Here is a 22,672-nt window from a genome sequence, read left to right on the forward strand (position 1 = left end):
ATCGCTCGATTGCTTTTTAAAAATTTAAATGTTTAAATAACATTTATTTTTAAACACAATTTACCGCCGCTTGCCAACGCCAAAAAAAAGCTAGTTTTTAGACGTTATTGAAATTTTAGCGTAATTGAATAATTGTGCTCCATATTTTTTTCTACGCGATTCTCGTAAAGTTGCCACAAGAGTATAAAATTTTCCCTTGCTCTAATCTTTACTTTAAAATTTCTATACACTTGTTCTATTCAGAATTTCAATTTAACTTTTTTGAAATCCTATTTTACATAATATTATATAACTAAACTTTTAGCTTAGCAAGCATATTGTTTAGCGCAAACTTTTCTAATTCTACTATGGTTGTACTTGATATTTTAATTTCCCAATTAGATAAACTAGGCATTAAGCTCACGTCATTATTTATAAAGTAGCCATTATTGGAATCTTGTAATTGTTTAGATGGAATTACATAAACAACTCTTGGTTGTTTTTCTATGATTAAAACCAAAGCGATAAACAAGTTATCGTTTAGTTCTCCTAACTCTTGCTTTAAAATTTTAATACTTTGTAGTATGGATGATAACTGTGTATTAAAGATACAAGTAGATTATAGCAATTGGAATGATGCAGATAACATTAAGAGGTTATGGATTATGTATCATGAATTGACTCATGATCTTTTCAATGTAGAGCACGGACATGGTGGCCCAATGATGGATCCTAGCTTACCTTCTGAACTAACCAAAGAGAACTTTCTTAAGTCTAAACAAACTTTGATTAATTATCTAAAATTAATTAAGTTCAAAGAAACTTGTAGTAAAAAGGGAGAAGATAAATTAAGGGAATTACTTAAAAAAAATTAGCACTAAATAATTATTATGTGGTTTCCTCTAGTCAACTTTTTAAGTAGAAAACGCATTTCACCAATCAAAGCTAAAGTACATTTTTAGTTAAATACGATTTGAAACAAACATTTAGTAAAGTGTTGTATACAAATACAATCATCCACAGGATAATTGCATTTGTATAGACATAAAATATGTACGCTACACTCACCTATTGTTTTACCAAAATTCTATGAGGTCTAAAGGTCAACTATGGAAGCCACCTTTATTTTGCTTTTTTTGTAATGATTTTTGAAGTTTATCTTTATCAATTTTATTGTCCATTTTCAATTGAGCAACTTTAATTCTCTCTCGTAAAAATTCAGCAACTTTCTTACTTCGTTGTCCGTTAAAAGAAAAATAATACGTTAGTTTAAAAACTACAGAATATTTTATAACTCCCATTTTTGCATACGAAATAATTTCATCTGCATATTCAATAATATTCTTTTCATCTATATCCATTAAAACAAAATAAAGAATAAATATCTTATACTGATTTGCTTTATCGCTTGTTTTTAATTCAGCAATTTTATTTAATATTATCCCTTCTACATTATAGTGAGCAATACCATCTGAAAAAGTAGATTGAGTAATTATGGGTATTACTTTTGATAATAAATCCAAAATGTTAATCTCCGAATTCGAATCTTGGTCTGTGAAATCTTTAAAAAGTTTTTCATTTTCAATTTCTTTAATAAGATAAAAACCAAAATTCACATAAGTATCTAAAAGGAAATCAAAGATTTTATTCAGCAATTCTGAATCATTAATATTATCCATCGTTTTATAAACTCTTGCCAAGATTGACAAGTACCTTTCAAAGATCTCAGAATTCAATTTCTGAATGTTATATACTTTTTTCGTTTTAAGAATTTGATTTGTGGCAATTGGATCAAATTGATCCATTAATTCGTCCTTAACATCATCTGTTAAAGGGTTTTCAGCTATCATTTTCTTAGCTATTTCTTCAAGTTTTTGAGTATAATTTTCACTTACATAACTTAAAAGGAGATTATCTGCACCGCCTTGTTGGCTAAATTCTTCATTGACATTTTTAAAATAACTTTTAGTTTTAGAAAATATTTTTTCTAAAAATTCACTATCACCATTATTTAAGCCACTATAAATTTCGAATTCATTTTTAAAAGAAAGATATATATCATCTTGTTCTAAAATTGTATCGACTAATTCTGAATTTTTTGACATATGATATGCAATAAAGTATTCAAAAACACCAGGTAATCTAAATTCAATATTATCATCCTCTTTTATTCTTAAGAGTCCAGATGAAAGCAAAAAGTCCAAAACTTCTTTACTGTTAGCGTTAAGTCGAATATTTGCATCGATTTTTTCTTCTAGAAAATTTAATATTTCTCTATAACTTGTTGAATAAACAGTCTTTTTGTGATTTTGAAGTAGATAAAAAGATAATTCTCCACAAAGAACTTTTAATTGATTAAAGTTGATTCTACTTTTAGAAAGACTCAGGAATTTTTTGTTTAAAATTTCATCAACACACAAATCCAAAACTTCAAAAACATTTTTTGATAAATCAAATTTCGATTTTTTATGTATTAATAATAAAATAGAGATAGTCCAATAATTCAGCGGCATCTCCATTTGTTTACAAAAAGAAATAAGTTTGTCAAGTACCTCATCTTTATTGTCTATTGCAATATTGAACCATTTATCAGCATATGTTCTCACTTCTTTCCTAGAAATATCATGAAAGTATAGTTTCTTATATTCTCTAATTCCAAAATCATAATCATCAACAATTCTAGAAGTTATCTGATCAGAACATATTACGAAATTAACGTTTGGATAATCAACTAAAAAATCATTTATTTTTTTAAATAACAAGCTATTAGGCTCGAAATTATCAATCAACAATCTAAATCTATGCTCCTTAATTAGGTCTTTCGTTTTATTTAGGCTCAGTTCAAAATATCTAGCCATATGCTTTAAAACATTCCAATTTTCATCAATCACACCAATGAGTTCTCTCATATCAATATAAAATGGAACATTTCCATTGGTCGCATATTTCTTTAAATGGTTTATTTGGAAGTATTTTAATAGTGAGGTTTTGCCACATTTATCGTGACCAAACACAAAATAATTCCCGTCATTATCCAATAATTTTTCAAAATAATTTATTGAGGCTTTCTTTTCTAAAGAGGTATTTGTAACTGTTTTAGATTTAATTATAGGTACATTAAACATTTTTAGGAAAACATTACTATCTTCTTCATTATTGGTGTAATTCAGTAATAAATCAGCTGCTCTTGAAAGTTCTGTTTCAGCCTTATTGAGCATTTTGGAACGTATCACATTTTGATTGGTTTTTTCATCTCCTGCTGGAATATTAACCGTGATTTCTTCATCAAAAACAAATTTGTTGAATTCTGGAATATATTTAGATTCCTTTATCAACGCTTGACTTTTATTCATTGGTTCATACTGTATTATTGAAAAACCAACATAATTTCTGTCATATGTCATTGAGGCTGCAGCTACATGTTCGAATATTCCATTACTATACTTATAATGCGAAGAAACTTTAGACTCATGTACGTGTCCAGAAAAAATAATGTCAAAATTTTTGTGTATTAATTCTTGTAATTCAAAATAATTAAACTCCTTAAACCAAAATAAAGGATGATGGATTAATAAAAATTTACATTGAGTTTCTTTTATTTCATTTAAAGCAGATTCTAATTGATAAATTGGGAATAATAATTTACCATATGAGCTATCATCTAAAGCTCTCCAACTAGAATTTAATGTGACAAACCCAGTACTAATTCCATTAATCTCACGGATATGAGTTGTGTATAATTTGTTTAATTTAGTATTTGAAATATGTGAATAGTAGCTGTCTCTAAATGAGTTATAATTTTTTATACCTTCAATACTATTTAAATAATCAGGAGTTTCTTTGCTAACAAAATCAAATAATTGGTCTGAATTAGTGATTTTCTGGTCGAATAAGAACTCTAAAGAATCTAATTTTTTACTTCTATCTACATCATGATTTCCTGCACAAAAAATCACATTTTCTTTTTTAATATTTGATGCATTAACTATTCTTTCAAGAAAAACATTATTAGCCTCTTCGAAATCTTTATAATTAACTCCACTATGCACTAAATCTCCTGTAAATACGATTATATCAACTTCTTTTTTACTAGACTCTAATTCAATGCATAATTTGTCAATTATTTGATCCTGTGAAAATCGATCATAGGTTTTAGATTTAAAATGAAAATCTGTTATATGAAGTATTTTTATCATTATATTTTGGATTATTTTCCTTCAAATATAATCATATTCAATCTCAAAAAGAATCAATAATTTATTTAGTACTTAACAAGTAATTAACAACAAATCCATTCCACACACATTCCACTACGCTCCTATCGTCGCTTCGTAAAAAGAGTGTTCCATTAACATTGTATAGAAAATTTTTAGAAGAAAAAAATAAGAAAAAGCAGTAGTTTAAACTTCGCTTTTGCCAAAGCAAAGTTACATAACGCGGAACATTATAGAACATTTTATAAATAGGTTTATCCTGTGGATGAAGCTATTTATAACACAGATGGCGCGCTGGAGAAATTATGATGTTTAGTACTATACATTCTATTTATAAAAAAAATGATAGCTATAATGTAGTATTATGTAAAATATCCCAGAAGCATTCGTTTTCATTAGAATAATTGGAACTTGGGTCATTAATTGCAAAAAACGGTCATAGTGGTTCTTCCTCATATTTGGGGAAACATCAACCAGTTTGAGATAATATCACCTTCTTACGCAATAGATCAAAGCTAGCCCTGCCATACATTTGTCTTTTTATACTCTTTATCCGGTTTACATGGCCTTCCACAGCACCATTGCTCCAGGGCATGTTAATTCCGTTTTTAACGGCTTTAATATCCCTCAATAAACCATTGGCAAAAGAGGTTAAACCCGGCATTTTGTATTTTGAGCGTTTTATAAATTCAATCCATCGGTTTATATTGCCACATCCTCTTTTTAACATCGTTTTGAAAATCTGCACCAATTTTCGAATGACCTGTAGTTCTGATATATTATCTAATAGTGTTTGTGGATACTTTCGCTCATCAGGATCTTTAATAACAGTTAAGCAAGAACCAATATATTTAGCCAGTGTCCTTGAACTTAAGGGTTTTATATAGGGGATTTTTGAATTTGTGCAAAATCCGGCGTGGATATTTCAAATTTTTCCTTTATGATATTTATATTGTGGTAAGCCTGCGTTCTACTTCCTTTGTATCCCAATTCATAAATCTCGTCTATTATATCTTTCATCATATATCCTTGGTCATTTAATCGAGCAACAATGTGCTGGGCAAATAACTCAATATTGGTTGACTTAGAGCTTATTCTGGGAGGTAATGATTCTAGTGGGAGATATGAATGAACAGTATTACGGCTTATGCGCAAATCCCTTGCAATCTTTCGTTTAGATATGCCCTTAGCCTGTAATTCCTTAACCTTATTGAAGGTATCCTGCCTCTGGTCTACTTTTATTTCAACTATTTTTTGGACTTTTGATAATGGTTGCGACTTTTTTCCCTTATCACAGCCTGCATTCTGACCATCGGACATATTTAAAAGCCCATTGCTTTTATCTTTAATAAGCTTTTTAATTTTTGGATTCACACTTTTGAAATACTTGTCCAAAGCATCGGATAGGTTCATTAATAAATGAAATCGGTCCGCGACCTGTTCAGCATTTGGACAAACTTCATTGATAGCAGAAGCATACGAACTGGCCCTGTCTCTGGTAACAATTTTCACATCAGGATATTTTGACAGCCACTTTTTTAACGCTTTGCCCTGTCTCGAAGGTAAAATATCAATAGGCTTTGAAGTCTCCATATCAATGAGGATGGTTCCGTAACTTATCCCTTTTCGGTATGCAAAATCATCAACGCCAAGCACCTTTGGCTGTATTATTGGTGGTAGTTGTTGTCTGTGGACTATTCGTGTAATGGTTGGGCTGCTAACCGAAATTAGTAGTTGTTTAGACAGTATACTGCCCAGTTTTCCTGTTAATTCAATTGACAAGGCATCCAGTATCTTTGATACCCTTTTTGTCCTTCTTGAATACCTCAGAATATATGGTGTTTGTTCTGAGAATACTTTTCGGTTACATTGTGGGTTTTGGCATTTAAATTTGCGCGTCTTTAGGATAATAGTGGTTTTGTTTTGAAATACTGGAAGATCTGATAGTGTTCGGGTATAATGATCGTGAACTTTATTGCTATATTTTTCACATTTCGGACATTTTCATCGCTTAGCTTTTACTGATGCGTATATTTTAACAATGGAGCAAGAGTAATCAATATTATTTACAATTAGCACAGGCATGCCAATCAGTTGTTTTATGGTCATAAGTAGTTGTCTGATAACTACTTAAAGATAATAAATATGGTCTTACAAAACAAAAGAATATGCTTTTATTTATCTGATTATCAACAATATAAGACGCCAACCAATGTTTGTGGTTTTCCCCAAATATGAGGAAGAACCACTTTTACTGGATTATCCAAATTAGTCTGCTATGTATTTTTTAGAGAGACAACTTTTAGAAATTGCAAAACCCAGTGTAAATATAATACTTTTTTGTTTTACGAATTTCTGTAATAGAAGGAGCTCTATTTTTATCTATTTTAGAGCCTAAAATCAAACCGATGCTTAAAAAACTACTCGTAATACCTTTTTTATTTTTTTCTTTAAATATATTTTCCCAGTTAGAAAGTATTACCTTGATATCATGGAACATACAAGATTTTGGAAAAACTAAAAGTAATGAGGAATTAGATGAGATTGCAGAAATTGTTAGGTATGTTGATATCATAGCGATACAAGAAGTTGTTGCTGGATATGGTGGGGCTCAAGCTGTTGCTAAACTTACTGATATTTTAAATCGAAAAGGGAACACATGGGATTATGCAATAAGTAACCCGACAAACAGCTCGAAATATGTTACAGAGCGCTATGCCTTTATTTGGAAAAATAAGCATATTAAAATAAAAAACAGAGGCCGACTAATTACCGAATTGGATGCTGTAATAGATAGAGAACCGTTCCTTTTAGATTTTTATATAAATAAAAAGAAATTCTCCATTGTTAATTTTCATTCTAGACCTTTTAATAAAAATCCAGAAAGCGAAATTAAAGCTTTAGCTACTTTTATAAGTGATTTTATTGGAAGACCATTAATTATAGCTGGAGATTTCAATGTAAATGAAACGAAACCCGTATTTGATGATTTTAAGAGTATAGGATTTACCCCTGCTGTTAATAATCAAAAAACAACCTTGAAAAAAGTTTGTAAACAAAATAAATATTTAAATCATTCTATTGATAATATTTTTTCATCCAAAGAAGTTGATAAAATAGAAAGTAAGATTATCGATTTTGTGAAGTTTTGCGAAAACTTAGAAAAAGCGAGAAAATTATCGGATCATTTACCTGTTTTTTTAAAATTTTCTATTTGATAACTTTTTTACTTTTCCATAAGAGTTTCTCATTCACACTTACATCCTGTTCCAACAATCCATTTACAACAAGGATCTGCCTCACATGGAGATTTGTTTTTTCCCGAGCAACCGCAGTTGGATGTCGTAGCACAGTTTTTTACACTATTTCCAGGTTCTTCACAGGCAATACCATCGTTATCCTTATCTAAATCGTTTCGGCATTCTGGATCTGCTTCATCAGCTGCTTGTGCAGAAGCTTGAGAGGTATAATTTGCACAATTGGTATCTCTACAAGGACTAGCGTTGTTAACATTTTCACTGGAAGAACAAGAAAATATTAGGAAAATAAATATCCAAGGAATCAAAGCTAATATACATCCTGCGTTTTTAGCTTTAGAGAAGTTTTTACGATAAGATAAGCCAGGGATTCCTGTACGAACGGAATAACCTTTTGTGCTTATACTTCCTCGTTTTGTTCTGTAACTTGAAGTAATACTAGATTTACTAATGTTTACGCCAAGGTTTTTACCTAGTTTTACTCTTTTATTGAATCTAAATGACATAGTTATTTGTTTAGAATAAAATTGAAAATTATCTTTTCTATATTTGAAGGTAAGTCTGAGTTTTTAATTTTTGGTTTTTTTACTCCCATAGATTGAAGCCAATTGTACCAATAGGCTTCAATAATATCTTGAGCATAGGGATGTTTTGAATTTTGATTTTCAATGCCAATAACCAGTACTTCTAAATCATTTAGATTTTTGTTAGCTGGTATAAAACCTAGGTTACGTTTTTCCATGATTTCTTTCCAATTGGGAGTGTTTAATGCTAATTTTGATAAGTATTGAGGCGTTAAATAAGAGGTTTGGTTTTTGTTATTCCGTATAGATTTTTCGTGATACATATAGCCATCCGTAAGGATAACCAATATGTTTCTGCGACACCTTTCTATGCAATAATCTTTTACATGATCTTTAAAAAAACGCCAGGTATCTGAACCAGGATAGCCTCCTTTTTTAAAAGATAATCTTGCTTGGTTATAAATTAAAGAAGGGGTATTTTCATAAAGGCTAACAGTTTTTGGCATCCATTCTTTTTTTGAAACCCCTTTGATATATGAAATTTTTAACTGATTTGATATTTGATTTATTTTGGGGTCTTTAGGAACCGGTTCAAAAAACACCTCCATTTTATCATAAAGTAACCCAAGTTTTTTGCTTTTAATATGAGTGTTGAATGCTTTTGCTAAAGATAGAATATAAGCAGAATCTTTAGCTTGTTGGTTTGGCAAGTCAATTCTATCAGAAAGGTCTAAAAGAATACTAATATTTAGATTTTCTTGTTTTCGTGTCAACAAATAATCGGGGCAATCATTTTTAGCATGTATTTTTTGATTTTTATCAGATGTAAGGTCTTTAGACTTTTCTTTTTTATCATTGCTACATGAAACAAAGAAAATCAATATACAACTAGTAAGGATTACTTTTTTCATTTTATAGGGTTTTTGTGAATACGGTGTTTTGATAATCAGGTCGAACACCAACAGCATTAAGATGAAGTTTATACACATTAATGCATTCTGTAATTAGTTTATCCTCTTCAGGCTTTGCAATTCGTAATTGCTCACCTATAAAAGTTAACCAACCCTGCAAATATTCAGAGGCATATAACTTGTATTCTGCCGTTGGAATAATCGTACCGTCTATAATGCTTTGTAGTTCATTAATTCGGCCATTGGCGGCTGAAACTTTTTCTTTTATAGTTCTGATTAAAGACTTTAATTCATCTATTTTGGCTGTGTTGTCGTGTATTTGTTCTCGATGAATTTCAATTTGTTCATGACGTTTTCGAATCGCATTTTTGACTTTATCTTTTTCTTTATTTTCTTCCATTACAAAATCGAAAATAAAGCCCCAAATTAGGTAAGCTATAAACCCTAAAAAGATAATTAACCAGAACTCCTGGCTTTGCATAGCTTCGGAGAAGCCAAATGTGGCATTTTCATCTACCACGTTTAGTTCCCATAGTTTTTTCTCCACAAAAAAGGCAAGTAAAACATCAAAAGCTAAGGTTGCTAAAACGACTCCAGCAAGTTTAAAATAGGATATTAGTTTTTTCTTTTGATAAAACATATGGATAAGGTATCCTAATCCTATAAAAATAAATGGAGCAAATATGACGGTTGCTAATGCTTGAAACCCATCTTCTGCGGCCAATAAAATGGCATTTGGTACATACCACCGCAGATCGTCATAAGTAAATTGTTTTTCCATGGCAGAATAAACAACAGAAGCATAAAACATAAATAGATATACTGTTATGGGGATTAAGACAGTGAGGCCAATCCAAAATTTTGCAGAGGCACCTTTTTTTGCAGGAACGCCATATATTTCAGGGTTTAAGGGCAAGTCTGTAATCTCAAACTTTAACTCTTTTATATTATCTTTTATGTCTTGATTCTTATCTTCCTTTTGTTTAATGTTTTCATTTGCATTATCAATGGCTACTTGAAACCCTTTAATTTCTGATTCTTTAGCACGCTGTTCTTGAAAATACGGTCGTTTTAACTCTTCTTGCTTATGGTTTAATTCTTTTTCCTCATTCTCGAACTTAGCATATACAGCATCTAAACAAATGGCGAGAGTTTGGGAATTACCCATATTTCTCGAACTATGACGAAACCCTGTTTCGTGATATGTTCGCTTTCTTACTTCTTGTGGAACCTCCTCATCGTTTATTTTTGATAAGAATTCTTTAGGCTTTAATTGTATTAAGTTTTTGAATCCCATAATTAGTTTTTTAGTTCAATTAAAATATCTTGTTTACTTCTATTGGCCTTAACAGCTTCAATGAGATGGTTTGCTAATGGTTTTATGTTTTCATCCATAAACCCAAAGAGTTTTATATATTTTTCTAAAGCCATTTGTTCGTCTTCAGTTACAACGCCATCTGCCCATATCATAATAGCAAAATCGCATAGGAATATGAGTTTCTCATTAATATCTTCAGGAATAAGATTATTGGTGTCTAGCGGATGTAATAAGATCTCATCCAAATACTCTTTAGAAACCCCACGTTCTTCTGCAAACTCGTATAACATTTTAATTTCTAAAGCACTAAATTCACCATCAGAAAGTGCGATTTGATATAATCTTAAAAAATGACTTTTTAGAACAGCTGATATTTTTATTTTTTCCATAATAAGTTGATTTAAAGGATTCGATCACGTCGGTATTTTTTCTCTTCTTTTTTTTGAATTATGACCTTTTCTGTTTTGGGTTTATTGGTAATAATTTCTATAAGAAATAGTAGGCCAGTTATTATGTCCAGAGGCATCCATAAAACCTTTTTATAAAGGTAAATGGGAAAAATAGGATTGAATAAGATGGCAACAATCAGAAATAGCAATACCCAATAGGTAGTTGCTATATTTTTAAAAATGACTAAAACAGCTCCGATAGAAACGACTGTGCGTAGTAGCCAGTAATATTCTCTTGGCGCCTTTAATACTGCCATAAAAAGTAGTATTGCACAAATAACAGATATAATTCGTACTGTACTATGGAAGATTTTAGTGCTCATTTGAAATCTTTAAGCAGTAGTTAAATCATAAGTTTCTGCGATAGAGGCATTTGTCTTTACTGATGTAATTCCATTATCTCTAGCTTGTGTTGAATTATACATTTCGCTTTTACCTATTGTTTCTCCATTTGTGGCTTTTAGAACAAAAAAGTACTTGCCATTCGTAGCAACCTTTTTTTTATAATTACTATCTTCTGGTGCATGTGCTTTTACCGAAGTAATACCTGATTTACAACTTTGCTTTGAGGCATACATTTGACTCGTTAAAACAACTTCTCCATTTCCTGCTTTAAGGTTAAAATAGAATTTGTCGTTAGTACTGTTTTCAATTTCGAATTTTGGTTGTCCCATTATTATGTGTTTAAATTATTAATACTTCAAATCTAAACCCATTAGAAGACAAGTCCTTACAGATATCTGTAAAGAAAAAGAGGCTGTCTTTTCGGACAGCCTCTTTAATTTTTAAGCATAAGAAATTAGCTTCCAAATAACAGCTTTACCGTTGTAAGGAGGAAATGTTTCTCCTTTAGATAAAGGAATAGTTGTGGAAGGTGAGCTTTGAGATTCCCAAACTCCTGACTCAGGACATTTCTCTCCTGTTTTTTTAGTTGTTCCTAATGGTGTTTTTGCCATGATATATATTTTAAATTAATAATACCCCAAAGCTAAGTTCATAAAACAACAACCCCTTACAGATATCTGTAAGGGGTTGAAATTATTAAAATGAGAATATGCTTATATATCTAAATCAGCCCATCTCTTGCGAGTATGGCAATAAGTTGCGTGGTGTTTTTAGCACCAAAATTATCAAATAATTTACTTACTCTTTTGTCGATGGTACTTTCGCTATTTGGTGTAATATTATTTTGTTTAAATTTTTCTGCAATTTCTTTTTTACTTAAACCATTTGCTAATTCTGTTAAAATTGAGACGTCGAACTCATCCAATTCAATCACATTTTGGTTTGAAGTCATATTTATTTGTGGAGATAGGTAGATGTTATTCTGATAAACCTCAAGTATAGCAGTTGTTAATTCATTTAAACTATGCCGCCCTTTACAAACATAGCCATCAATGTTTTGTTCTTTAAAAAGCGATTTCACTTTTGAAGGGCTCTCTTCCATAGAATTTACAATAACTTTTATGGAAGGCTGTATGGTTTTTACAGCTTTTATAAGGTCTACACCCGAGGTGAGTTTGCGGTCTACATGATTTTCTTTAAATAAAAGATCTGTAATTAACAATTCAAAAGGCGTTCCATTAGCATGTGCTACTTTAATCCTATTAAAGGCTTTGTCACAGTAGAGTTCTTCTTGTAATTCGTGGATATTCAGCTTATTTGATAATGCACTAACAATGCCAGCATTTGTATCTTGAAAATCTTCAGCAATCAAAACTTTTTTAAACATTATAGAAGCTTTTTAATAGGGGGTTTTAATTTCGGCTTTAAATCCTTTTTCTTTATCAGTTTCAAATATAATAGTTCCTCCAATGGCTTGAATACGCTTTTCTGTATTTCGTAGTCCGTTTTTAGTACGCATGGCTATTTTTGAAGCACCTACACCATTGTCTGAATAATTAATTTGTAAGCCATCGGATAATGACTTAAACGCAATTTTAACTGCTGTGGCATTACTGTGTTTTAACATGTTTATCATTAATTCTCTTAAAACTTTATACAAAACGGTTTTACTTAAATCATTTATGGTAGACCAGTCTATAGATTTACTTCCAGTAGAATATAATTTAACCTGTGTTGAAGTATATAGACTAAGCATGTCAAAGAGTTCATTTTTATAGTTTTTCCCAGTATCAATTTCGTTTATTTCTCTAGAAAAATCACGACTTTGATTGTAAAGTTCATCTAGAGTATCTAGCAATATAGATTTATCTGAATCGTTTTGAACCAGAAGCATGGAGTGGTTTATTTTAGCACCAAAATCGTCATGTAGTTTTCTAGATAATTCAGCTTCTGTACTATATATAGTTTCTAGTTTTTCTAATTCATTTTGTTGCTTTAAAACCTCTGCGCGTCTTTTAAAAAAATAAATAGCAAAAGCTATGGTTATACAGGCAAGTATAAAAGCAGACAAATAAATTATTTTGGTATGACGCTCTTTGGTATATGCCAAATCTTTCTCTGCTTTTTCTTTTTGTAAACGTAGTATAGATTCTTGTTTTTGCTTATCATCATATTTATACTTAGCAAACTGCGTTTTTACTTTTAGTTCTTGAGCATAAAGACTGTCTTGTAAAAAGACATAACGATCACGCAATTCTACATTTTTTGGGTAGAGTTTCATCAAGAATTTAACAGCATCCTTTTCGGCTCTTGGTATCTTTAAATCTTTTGATAAACGAATAACAGAATCGAAATATGCTGAAGCTCTCATTCTATTGTTCTTAGAATAAAACTCTCCTAAATGTGTGTAACTGGCTATTTGACCACGTTTGTCATTGTTTTTGACTCTTACGTTTAGTGCTTCTAGGAAAGGTTTTCCTGTTTTATTTTTACCAGAAAGCCATTTTACATAAGCTAAATTGTCTATTATTCTTGCGTGTTTTTTTTCATTATTTAGTATTAGCGAATCTTTAATGATACTTTCTAGAATTGAAATAGCGTTTTTATTTAGTTTATTATCTATGTACGTTACTGCTAAGTTGTTTTGGTAGGCCAGTTTGTCTTTTCTAGATAATGTGATTTTTATAGCTTTGTTATAGAAGTTTATGGCATCACTATAATTAAGTAGTTTTCTGTGGTTAGTAGCTAAAGCATTATATGATGAAGCGATGTATTTGATGTCTTTTTTTGGATGTAAAAATTGTAAAGCTTCAGTTATGGTTTCCTTGCTTCCAAAAAAATCGCTTTGGTTTTGTTGTATAAGGCCCATACTTATTAGCCGTTTTCCAACTTGGCTGCTATCATGAATATTTAAAAAGTGAGTTTTAGATATGTTATAATGATAAAAAGAACTATCTGAAAGATTAGTTATTTCGTCGTAATAATATCCTAATAAATAATTTGATTTTCCTAAATAAAATTGATTATTAATTTTTTTTGAATGTTTTTTTAAGATTCTACTATATTGAAAAAGGCTGTCATATTCTTTTGAAGATAAGTGTATAACTCCTTTTAAATATAATATTCTCAGGAATAAGGTATCTCTTGCTCCCTTTTTAACTAGACTAAAAGATTTATTAATAGCTCTATACCTTTCAAGTAGGGGGATGTTTTTGTTTTTGGCAATTTTATAATAATCATTAATATCTGTATTACCATTATCAATGGTTTTTGAATTTATTTTAGTATTATCACAACATAAAAATAAAAAGACAATAGAAAATATTAAAATTTTACTCATCGTAATAAATTTTCTATAAATCTAATAAAAAAAGACTGTCTTTTTGAGACAGTCTTTTTCATAATTAAAAATTGTTAATCATCTTCAGGAGATGGTTTTACTTGCTCATCATCACCTTCTGTAGCGTGAGTATCATAAAGATCATCTGTTTCAGAAATTGATTCACCTGTGCAAGAAAAGAAAGACATACTTAAAACTAGTGCCATTAAGGCTATGGTTATTTTTTTCATAATTTAAAAATTTTGGAATTAAACAAAGGAGTGGCTGTCCAGGGTTTTCCCAGATTTGTTTTTTATTAATCAGCCACCCGTGAGTGTTTGGAGTACTCCGTTGTTTTTTGAGAAGTAAAATTGTAATGCAGCAGTACTTAACTACTTCTCAATGCGTTAATTACCGCTGCATTACAGGTTTTCGTAACAACTAGTTTTGTACATTTGTTATGTTAGCAATGCATAACAAGAACCAGCCGATAGGACAAAATTAATTGAGTTTAAAAGCAGTAGCTATAGATGATTCCAGATATTCCAATAGTTCTTGAGAATTCCATGAAAATTCCAATAATTCTAACCAAATCATTGAAATGAAGACATCTGAAACTTATAAAAAGGAGATATTAGAAAAGTATAATACCGATAAAGGAGGAGAAATGAGTGGCTATTTAGCAGAACCTACTCGAAAAAAAATTAGAGAAGCATGCTTATGGTTGTTAAATAGAAGAAAAGAAAAAAACGATGAATATATTTTAAATCAGTTTTTTCAATTTAAAGAAGGAGAAGATAAAGAATCACATATAAAAAAGTTGAAAGGGTACAAAGCAGATAAATTTGTTCCTGTTATACAATATCTAAAAGGAATTACTCGTGATACTAGTTCTGAAAACCTAGAATTGATAAGTTGGCTGATTGATTTTCAGCCTAGACCATTGCAGGTATATCGAAAACCTGAAAATTTAATCTCTGTAGAAAAGTCTAATACTAGTAACGAGGAAATAAGTGTTGGTGTACCAAGTGAAGAAGAGGTAAATAAAGGAAAAGAAGGGGTAAGATCTAGGAAAGAAGAACAAAGTACAAAAGAAAAGAAACGTAGATGGATTATAACTTTTTCAATTAGTATTGCTTTTGCAGCAATTCTTGTAATTGCGAAAAGTGGAATGTTTGTTGAGCCAATAGTACCAACAGAAAATAAATGCATGGCATGGGCAAAAAACCATTACGAAGAAGTCTCATGTAACTTAACTTTTCATAAAGAATACGGAACAAAAATTGAACCTTATGATTCTAATAAAATTGCAAATTTTAAGAAGGTAAAAGTAACTATGAAAACAGATTTCTTTGCAGAAGGTACTAATAAACCTCTAATATGGTATACTAAAAATAAAGATGGCAAAATAGAATATTTCACTAGCCCTGGTCTTCATCCTGTTACTGGTAAAACACTTGATGAAATAACACCGTATATAATCCAAAAATATGTGCCTTTGCATTCAGGTGGTATAAACTCTTTTGCTGATTGATATTAAAAAATAACCCAGCTCTGCGAAGTCTGTGACTTCGCAGAGCTGGGTTTCTATTACATTAATTAAAACATCCATTAGCATTAATATCTTTGATTTCACAATATTTTCTAAAGTCTTTAGAATTATATTTAAAGAATTGAAAGATTTAAGATGTAGTTTGTGCTTCTTCCACCTTCACCGGAATCCAATAAGACTCCTTTTTCGATCAAATCTTGAATATCTCTACGGGCGGTATCTCTGTGCACTTTTGTCATCTTTGCCCATTTGGACGAATGCAACTTACCAATGAAATCACCTTGAAGTTTATTGATCATTTCGACTTGCCTTTCATTGAATTGGGTGGTTTTATGTAATTCCCAGAACTTTGCCTTTATCAATATTTTCGATAATGTTTCATCGGTCGCTTCAAGTGCTTCAGTTAAGCGTTCAAAGAACCATACAATCCACTGGCTTACATCCAAACTTCCCTTTTGCGTGGACTCCAACACATCATAGTACTCCTTTTTGGATTTCATTATTTGAGCCGACATACTATAGAATCTTTGGTTGGTTCTGTCTGCTCTGGCCAATTGAGTATCTGCAATAGCTCTGGCAATTCTTCCATTCCCGTCATCGAACGGATGAATACTTACAAACCATAAATGGGCTATAGCTGATTTAACTACAGGCTCTATACTTTTATCTGTATTGAACCACTTTATAAACCGATTCATTTCCTCCTCTAATCGTGAAGCTTCAGGAGCAGTGTAATGTACTTTTTCTCTCCCCATTGGACCTGATACCACGTGCATTGGACCATGTTCATCCCCTCTCCATTCACCTACTGTGATCTTATACATCCCACTTCTTCCTGTTGGAAATAAAGCTGCATGCCATCCGCACATTCGATCTTTAGTCACAGGGTCTTTATATTTCTGAGTTGCATCCAACATCATCTCTACAACCCCTTCTACTTCCCGACTTGCGTTTGATAAACCTGATATCTCCATCCCTAACCTTCGAGCCACTGAAGACCTTACTTCTTCCGGGTTTAATAACTCTCCTTCAATTTCACTTGACTTAACAATGTCTTCTGTTAATGTCTCAAGTACCGCTTCTTCCCTTAGTTCAAACCCCATACCTTCCATTCTACCTATTAACCTACCTTGCAGGTCACGCACCTTGCTTACGTATGGGAGTAGTATATCGTTATCCCATTTAAAGTTTGGCCAGTCCTTGCTATGATGTAAATACATTACTGTTATTTTAAATGACGTATTATATACTGCAAATATAAGCTGTATTTGCAGTATTACAAAATATATGACGCAATATTTACGTCGAAAAAACGTTTAATTGCCGTATTGGTCTTAAAAAATTCGTAAATAGCGTCTTTTGTGAAATGGAATAAATGCATGAACGAGATTCTTATTAAGCGATTAAACCCTAAGGGTTATTTACAAACCTTAAGGTTCCTACTTTTACAGACATAACGACAAGATGTCCTAAAACTTTAAGCTTGTGTTCAAAGGTTTTACTGAAGTTCTTTTTTCTAAATAGATAGTTAAGTAAAAATATTGATATATACTAATAAAGCTTTTTACCAAAAGTGGATTAATATTCCAAAAATAGATCAACCAAAAGCTATAATAAAAATAATTTGAGTAAATTTAAATCCATTAATTGTCCGCATTTTCATAAGAAATTATTTTGTATAACAAACACCTTATTTACGTTCTTCTTTTCAGCTTCGGAATACATGCACAAACCGCTGTCTCAGGTCAACTTGACCTAAAGGATCAAATTACCAAGGAGTACAAAGTATATCTATACAAATTAAATCTTGAAGGGCTTAAGGATTCCAAAATGGCTGAAGAAGTTGCATGGTCACCTCTTGGGACAGACGGATCATTTTCTTTCAAGAGTAAACTTCTTTCAAATCAGGATGCTTTTTATCAGCTATATTTAAATCGCTTAGGAACAATACATAATGATACCATTGCCAAAAGTAAACCCTTTATTCTTTCAAGTCGCGATAGTATTAATTTTAAACAGGGGGGTCACCTTTTTGCAAAATATAGCACCACTAATCTAGCAGATAAAGAATGGAAACGTTTACGAGATTTTGAGCAAAGGATTCAAAAAGAAGATAATGAGTTTAAGCATAATACCAAAGAAAGAAAATCCTATTTCAAAGACTCCCTGCGTATTTTAATTGTAAAATTGATAGCCATTCAACACTTAGAAGATAAAAACTTATTGAATCAGGACATTTCTAAAAACTCTGAATACTATTTGACCTTATTGGAAGAGCTTCAAGAAAGCAAACTACCATCTACAGAATACCAGTTTTTCGAAAAAAAACTAGCCTTTTTGACCAAGGAGGTCGTGGAGCACAAATATGCTTGGAGTAAGACCATAAACATTATTCTAGCTGTATTTGTTATCGGATTGATTTGTTTTACATTCTTTAATAGAAAGTATGTAGAGACTGTACCTGAACTTAGCAAGCAAGAACGAACTATCAAAAAATTGATTCTTGAAGGAAAATCTAATAAAGAAATTGCGAACGAACTTTTTATTAGCCTGAGTACAGTAAAAACACACATTACCAACATTTATGGTAAATTAAATGTGTCCAACCGGCAGGAACTTCTACAAAAAACATAAAATTAGTACCAGTACTAGTACTTAAATCCTACTCCTTTTCTCCTTTTTTCATATCGATAGATCCGTATTTGCATCTTAAAAGAAATGATGCAAAACCATACTCGATTAAAACAATTGTTTTCTAGTCCTTCACAGGAATTTGAATTTTGGGATAAATGGTTGGGCTGGGTGGCTTTCTTTATTGCACTTTTTATCTTTTCAGCTACCGTTGAACCCACTGTTAGTTTTTGGGATTCAGGAGAATATATTGCTACCTCTGCCAAATTAGAAGTCGCTCATCCCCCAGGAGCTCCATTGTTTCAGATGATAGGGGCTTTTTCTGCTCTATTTGCCATCGAATCCAATAATATAGCCTACATGGTAAACTATGTTTCTTGTGTGTCTAGCGCCTTTACCATTCTCTTCATGTTCTGGACAATAACTAATTTGACTAGAAAGCTTGGTTCCAAGGAAAGAAAGTTAACAAATGGTATGGCCATTGCCATTTTGGGAAGTGGACTCATCGGATCCTTAACCTATACATTTTCAGATAGTTTTTGGTTCAACGCTGTAGAAACAGAGGTATATTCTATGGCCAGCTTAGTAATGGCATTATTGTTATGGTTAGGATTAAAATGGACGGATAATTTGAATGAACCACGAAATGATAGATGGCTAATTCTTATTGCTTTTGTAGTTGGTTTGACATTTGGTATCCAGTTCATGGGTTTTTTGGCTATTCCTTCAATTGTACTACTCTATTATTTTAAAAGGCACAAGGTTATTACGATAAGAAAATTTATTCTGGCCAATATAGTCGCAGTGACTATACTGATGTTAGTTTTTAAGTTTCCTTTGACCTATATGCTTAAGTTTTTTGGATGGGGTGAAGTATTTTTTGTAAATAGCTTTGGACTCCCATTTAACTCAGGAACTATTATAGTCGGGCTAGTTTTAATTTTCATCTTCTATTTTGCCTTGAGATATACTCATAGACATCAACATCGAATGGCAAATACACTGATTCTTTCCATAATATTTTTATGCTTAGGCTTTTCTTCCTGGCTTGTTTTGCCACTAAGGGCTAACGCTCATGTTACTATTAATGAAAATGACCCTTCGGATGCCAGAGCACTTCTTGCTTATTATAACCGTGAACAATACCCAAGCACGGATAGCCCTTTATACGGCGCTTATTACTCTGATAGATTTGCTCCACCTGGAGCCGATAGAGATGATCATCCAAAGTATGAACGTAACAAGAAATTGAGTAACTACGAAATCGTAAATCTTTATAAAGACGCTTTACAAGGTCAAAATAAAAAGCATATTGGAATTTTACCTCGTATGTGGAGTCAAATGAATGCTGAAAATTATATGAAATATTTTGGGGCTTTAGAATTCGAAGTTAAATCTGGATTTAAATCAAACAAAGAACTTATAAATACCATAAATGAATTCAGAAAGAGGTACGGAAATGGTGAGGTTGATGAAGCACAATACATAAAGTTCTTAAATGAGTTCAGCGACTTTATTGAAGTCAAGCCGCCCACAGTTTGGAATAACTTGGAATACATGTTTAAATTCCAATTTGGGCACATGTATTGGCGTTATTTTATGTGGAATTTTGTTGGAAGACAAGATGATATTCAAGGGCGTTATAGCGGTCATGGAAATTGGATAAGCGGCATTAGCTTTATAGATCGTTTACATCATGGTAGTCAGAATAATTTACCAGATGAAGTAAAGCATAATAAGGGTAGAAACACCTATTACTTTTTACCGCTTCTATTAGGTATTATTGGTCTAATATTTCAGATTTCGCGAAACATCAAACAATTTTGGGTGCTTTTTATATTCTTCATATTTACAGGTATCGCCATCCAGTTTTATACCAACCCAGCAATATTTCAACCTCGTGAGCGAGACTATTCTTTGGTAGGCTCTTTTTATATTTTTGCAGTTTGGATAGGTCTGGGAGTTTATGGATTGTTTGATGCATTTAAAAAATTGATTCGACCAAAACTATTAGTACCAGCTGCTTTGGTCATCTGCTTTTTGGCTGTTCCTTGTGTAATGGCATATCAAAATTGGGATGACCATGACAGGTCTAATCGATATACCGCTCGCTCTTCTGCTAAATCCTATCTAGATTCTATACAAGAAAACTCAGGAGCTATTATATTTACCATTGGAGACAACGATAATTTCCCGCTTTGGTATATCCAAGAAATTGAGGGTTACCGCACCGATGTTAGAACTCTTGTTACCAGCTATTTCGCAACAGATTGGTATATTGATCAGGCAAAACGAAAATCATATGAAAGCGATCCTATACCATCTCAGCTCACGCATGATAAGTACAAATACGGCACAAGAGATGCCATTTATTATCAGGGTCTTTCAGGAATAGCTGAAAAACGATGGGATATTAAGGATTTTATGAATTGGGTAGGAAGTGATAACCCTCAAACAAAATTCAAATATTTCTTAAAAAAACAAGGAGCAGACTTAAGTCAATATTCCGAAAGTACCCTGAATCTGGTTTACTACCCTACCAACAAAATTCGCATAAATGTTAATAAACATAACGTACTTAGTAATGGTTTAGTAAAAGAAAAAGACGCTGCGCTCATCGTTGATTATATTAACATCGATCTACCAAAAACGGCATTAACCAAAAATAGAATTATGATGCTAGACGTCATTGCTAATAATGATTGGGAACGTCCCATCTACTTTTCCGGAGGTAGTTACGAAGACGAAGAATATATATGGATGAAAGACTACTTGCAACTAGATGGCATTGCTTATAAATTAGTGCCGATAAAAACTGAGTATGAAGGCGGATTATACATGGGAAGAGTGGATGAAGATCTAGGATATAGTATAGTTAAGAATTTAGATTGGGGAAATTCGGGAAGTCCTCACATATATCATGACCCACAGACACGGAAACAGGGAGGCGTTACATTACGCATGGCTTTGGCCAAATTGATAGAAAAATTGATAAAGGAAGATAAAATAGATAAGGCAAAGGAGGTAATTGATATAGCTATGACAAACATTCCTGTAGACTATTTTGGTTATTATACATTTTTGGAGCCCTATGTTGATAGTTACTACCAAGTGGGAGAAACCACTAAGGCAAGAGGCTTATTTCAAAAATTGAAAAAAGTATATCAAGAAAGACTTAACTATTATGCCGATATGCTGGTAGATGAACAATATAATGAGATAGGAACGATTATGTTGAGTATGGAAGCCTATCGGAGGAACTTAGAAACTCTCGTTAAATACGATAATGAGGATTTTGCCGAAAAGGAAACTTTATTATTTAATGACGAAATAATAAAGTTTCGACATTTCTATCGAGATAAGACATTGGAAGAAAACAAATGAAGAAGACAAATAATAAATTTACAAATGAGCCAATTAACAAAATTAAACGGCTCATGGCTATAATTGACAGTCATGGATAGAAGTTTACATGATAAAACAAACCTCTTTGAAATTACATAAAATTTGATTCAATTTAGCCTAAATTGAATCAAATTCTGGCTTAAATGTTAAAATTTTCATAAAAAGAGGCTAATTCGGTGTCAGTGAAATTTTCGCCCTCTCAAGAACCCTTTAAAACCACATAAATTCAAATTTCAACTAGTTCCACCTTGAGTGTTAGATACACCTGATGCTTTTAAATATTATGATGCTGAGTTAATCGAGATATTGGAAAATAAAATGTCTTTTTCTTAATACCATTATGATGGTTGTTTTTGTTAATTTTTCTAAAATGTCAAATAAAACGGTAAATTTAATTTAATATTGATAAGCCTAGAAATTAATTTAACGAAAACCTTAAAATCTATCGTTGTCATATTTTTAGTCCTCTTCTTCTTTCAAAACTTTTAAACTTACTTGTGTTTTACTGTGTATATGCCTTATAACGCTTTGCCAAAATTCTTTTTTTAAATGCTTAAAATTTCTTAACTTTATACATCTTCCTTAGATAGTACTAATTATTAGACGTTTCAAGTCATCCTATTGCTACCATATTAATAGCATATTTCATAAATGGTTAAAATAGTGAATAGGCATTTTAATAATTAAAATCGATGTGACTTTCAAAATAACATATATTAAGCTTAAACCTAATTTAGAGGTAATTGAATGCATTGCAAACAAAATTGT

General features: G+C 31.5%; 18 protein-coding genes and 1 pseudogene. 5 read left to right on the top strand and 14 right to left on the bottom strand.

From position 1 onward, the window contains the following. Positions 1-563: 563 nt before the first annotated feature. Positions 564-854, top strand: coding sequence for a hypothetical protein (locus FAF07_RS03510; protein WP_142783807.1), 291 nt, complete (start codon positions 564-566; stop codon positions 852-854). A gap of 228 nt (positions 855-1,082) precedes the next feature. Here the strand turns inward: FAF07_RS03510 and FAF07_RS03515 are convergent, their stop codons facing one another. The 3 genes and pseudogenes from FAF07_RS03515 to FAF07_RS03525 form a co-directional block, all read right to left on the bottom strand. Next, positions 1,083-4,175: a metallophosphoesterase gene (locus tag FAF07_RS03515; protein WP_142783808.1), complete on the bottom strand. Its 3,093-nt coding sequence runs from the start codon at positions 4,173-4,175 to the stop codon at positions 1,083-1,085. A gap of 487 nt (positions 4,176-4,662) precedes the next feature. Beyond that, positions 4,663-4,923 carry a transposase gene (locus tag FAF07_RS18650; RefSeq protein WP_221930751.1) on the bottom strand — a complete coding sequence of 87 codons (261 nt, stop codon included), beginning with the start codon at positions 4,921-4,923 and terminating at the stop codon, positions 4,663-4,665. A 149-nt stretch (positions 4,924-5,072) separates the two neighbouring features. Continuing rightward, a pseudogene (locus tag FAF07_RS03525) lies at positions 5,073-6,137 on the bottom strand (ISL3 family transposase); the annotation flags it as partial. Positions 6,138-6,601: 464 nt separating this feature from the next. On the opposite strand from FAF07_RS03525, the gene FAF07_RS03530 reads away from it, so the two are divergent. Continuing rightward, positions 6,602-7,411 carry an endonuclease/exonuclease/phosphatase family protein gene (locus tag FAF07_RS03530; protein WP_142783810.1) on the top strand — a complete coding sequence of 270 codons (810 nt, stop codon included), beginning with the start codon at positions 6,602-6,604 and terminating at the stop codon, positions 7,409-7,411. Positions 7,412-7,440: 29 nt separating this feature from the next. Here FAF07_RS03530 and FAF07_RS03535 read toward each other — a convergent pair whose 3' ends face one another. The 10 genes from FAF07_RS03535 to FAF07_RS18455 form a co-directional block, all read right to left on the bottom strand. Continuing rightward, positions 7,441-7,956 carry a DUF4236 domain-containing protein gene (locus tag FAF07_RS03535; protein ID WP_142783811.1) on the bottom strand — a complete coding sequence of 172 codons (516 nt, stop codon included), beginning with the start codon at positions 7,954-7,956 and terminating at the stop codon, positions 7,441-7,443. A 2-nt stretch (positions 7,957-7,958) separates the two neighbouring features. Then, positions 7,959-8,885 (bottom strand): hypothetical protein, encoded by a 927-nt coding sequence (locus FAF07_RS03540; protein WP_142783812.1) that lies wholly within the window; start codon positions 8,883-8,885, stop codon positions 7,959-7,961. Between the two features lies 1 nt (position 8,886). Further along, the gene (locus FAF07_RS03545; RefSeq protein WP_142783813.1) at positions 8,887-10,182 is read right to left on the bottom strand and encodes a beta-carotene 15,15'-monooxygenase; all 1,296 of its coding nucleotides are present in this window, start codon (positions 10,180-10,182) and stop codon (positions 8,887-8,889) included. A 2-nt stretch (positions 10,183-10,184) separates the two neighbouring features. Continuing rightward, positions 10,185-10,592 carry a hypothetical protein gene (locus FAF07_RS03550; RefSeq protein ID WP_142783814.1) on the bottom strand — a complete coding sequence of 136 codons (408 nt, stop codon included), beginning with the start codon at positions 10,590-10,592 and terminating at the stop codon, positions 10,185-10,187. Between the two features lie 11 nt (positions 10,593-10,603). Next, complete coding sequence (locus tag FAF07_RS03555) at positions 10,604-10,909, bottom strand: DUF6804 family protein (RefSeq protein ID WP_142783815.1); 306 nt, start codon at positions 10,907-10,909, stop codon at positions 10,604-10,606. A gap of 75 nt (positions 10,910-10,984) precedes the next feature. Continuing rightward, positions 10,985-11,326 carry a YegP family protein gene (locus tag FAF07_RS03560; protein ID WP_142783816.1) on the bottom strand — a complete coding sequence of 114 codons (342 nt, stop codon included), beginning with the start codon at positions 11,324-11,326 and terminating at the stop codon, positions 10,985-10,987. A gap of 111 nt (positions 11,327-11,437) precedes the next feature. After that, complete coding sequence (locus FAF07_RS18450) at positions 11,438-11,608, bottom strand: hypothetical protein (protein ID WP_185956508.1); 171 nt, start codon at positions 11,606-11,608, stop codon at positions 11,438-11,440. Between the two features lie 110 nt (positions 11,609-11,718). Then, entirely contained in the window at positions 11,719-12,384 is a 666-nt protein-coding gene (locus FAF07_RS03565; RefSeq protein WP_142783817.1) for a response regulator transcription factor, read from the bottom strand. Between the two features lie 12 nt (positions 12,385-12,396). After that, positions 12,397-14,337, bottom strand: a complete 1,941-nt coding sequence (locus FAF07_RS03570; protein WP_142783818.1) for a tetratricopeptide repeat-containing sensor histidine kinase — start codon at positions 14,335-14,337, stop codon at positions 12,397-12,399. A 74-nt stretch (positions 14,338-14,411) separates the two neighbouring features. Beyond that, positions 14,412-14,567 (bottom strand): hypothetical protein, encoded by a 156-nt coding sequence (locus FAF07_RS18455; RefSeq protein WP_185956509.1) that lies wholly within the window; start codon positions 14,565-14,567, stop codon positions 14,412-14,414. Between the two features lie 350 nt (positions 14,568-14,917). On the opposite strand from FAF07_RS18455, the gene FAF07_RS03575 reads away from it, so the two are divergent. Continuing rightward, positions 14,918-15,850, top strand: a complete 933-nt coding sequence (locus FAF07_RS03575) for a hypothetical protein (protein ID WP_142783819.1) — start codon at positions 14,918-14,920, stop codon at positions 15,848-15,850. A 131-nt stretch (positions 15,851-15,981) separates the two neighbouring features. Here the strand turns inward: FAF07_RS03575 and FAF07_RS03580 are convergent, their stop codons facing one another. Then, on the bottom strand, positions 15,982-17,088 hold the full coding sequence (locus tag FAF07_RS03580) for a Fic family protein (protein WP_142783820.1): 1,107 nt from the start codon (positions 17,086-17,088) through the stop codon (positions 15,982-15,984). A 454-nt stretch (positions 17,089-17,542) separates the two neighbouring features. Between FAF07_RS03580 and FAF07_RS18955 the strand changes: the two genes are divergently transcribed. Both FAF07_RS18955 and FAF07_RS03590 read left to right on the top strand, forming a co-directional pair. After that, on the top strand, positions 17,543-18,502 hold the full coding sequence (locus tag FAF07_RS18955; RefSeq protein WP_317130327.1) for a response regulator transcription factor: 960 nt from the start codon (positions 17,543-17,545) through the stop codon (positions 18,500-18,502). An 84-nt stretch (positions 18,503-18,586) separates the two neighbouring features. Beyond that, entirely contained in the window at positions 18,587-21,883 is a 3,297-nt protein-coding gene (locus FAF07_RS03590) for a protein O-mannosyl-transferase family (RefSeq protein ID WP_246067765.1), read from the top strand. The last annotated feature ends 789 nt before the right edge of the window (positions 21,884-22,672 follow it).

It is taken from the genome of Changchengzhania lutea (genome assembly GCF_006974145.1).
GTDB classification, from domain to species: Bacteria; Bacteroidota; Bacteroidia; order Flavobacteriales; family Flavobacteriaceae; genus Changchengzhania; species Changchengzhania lutea.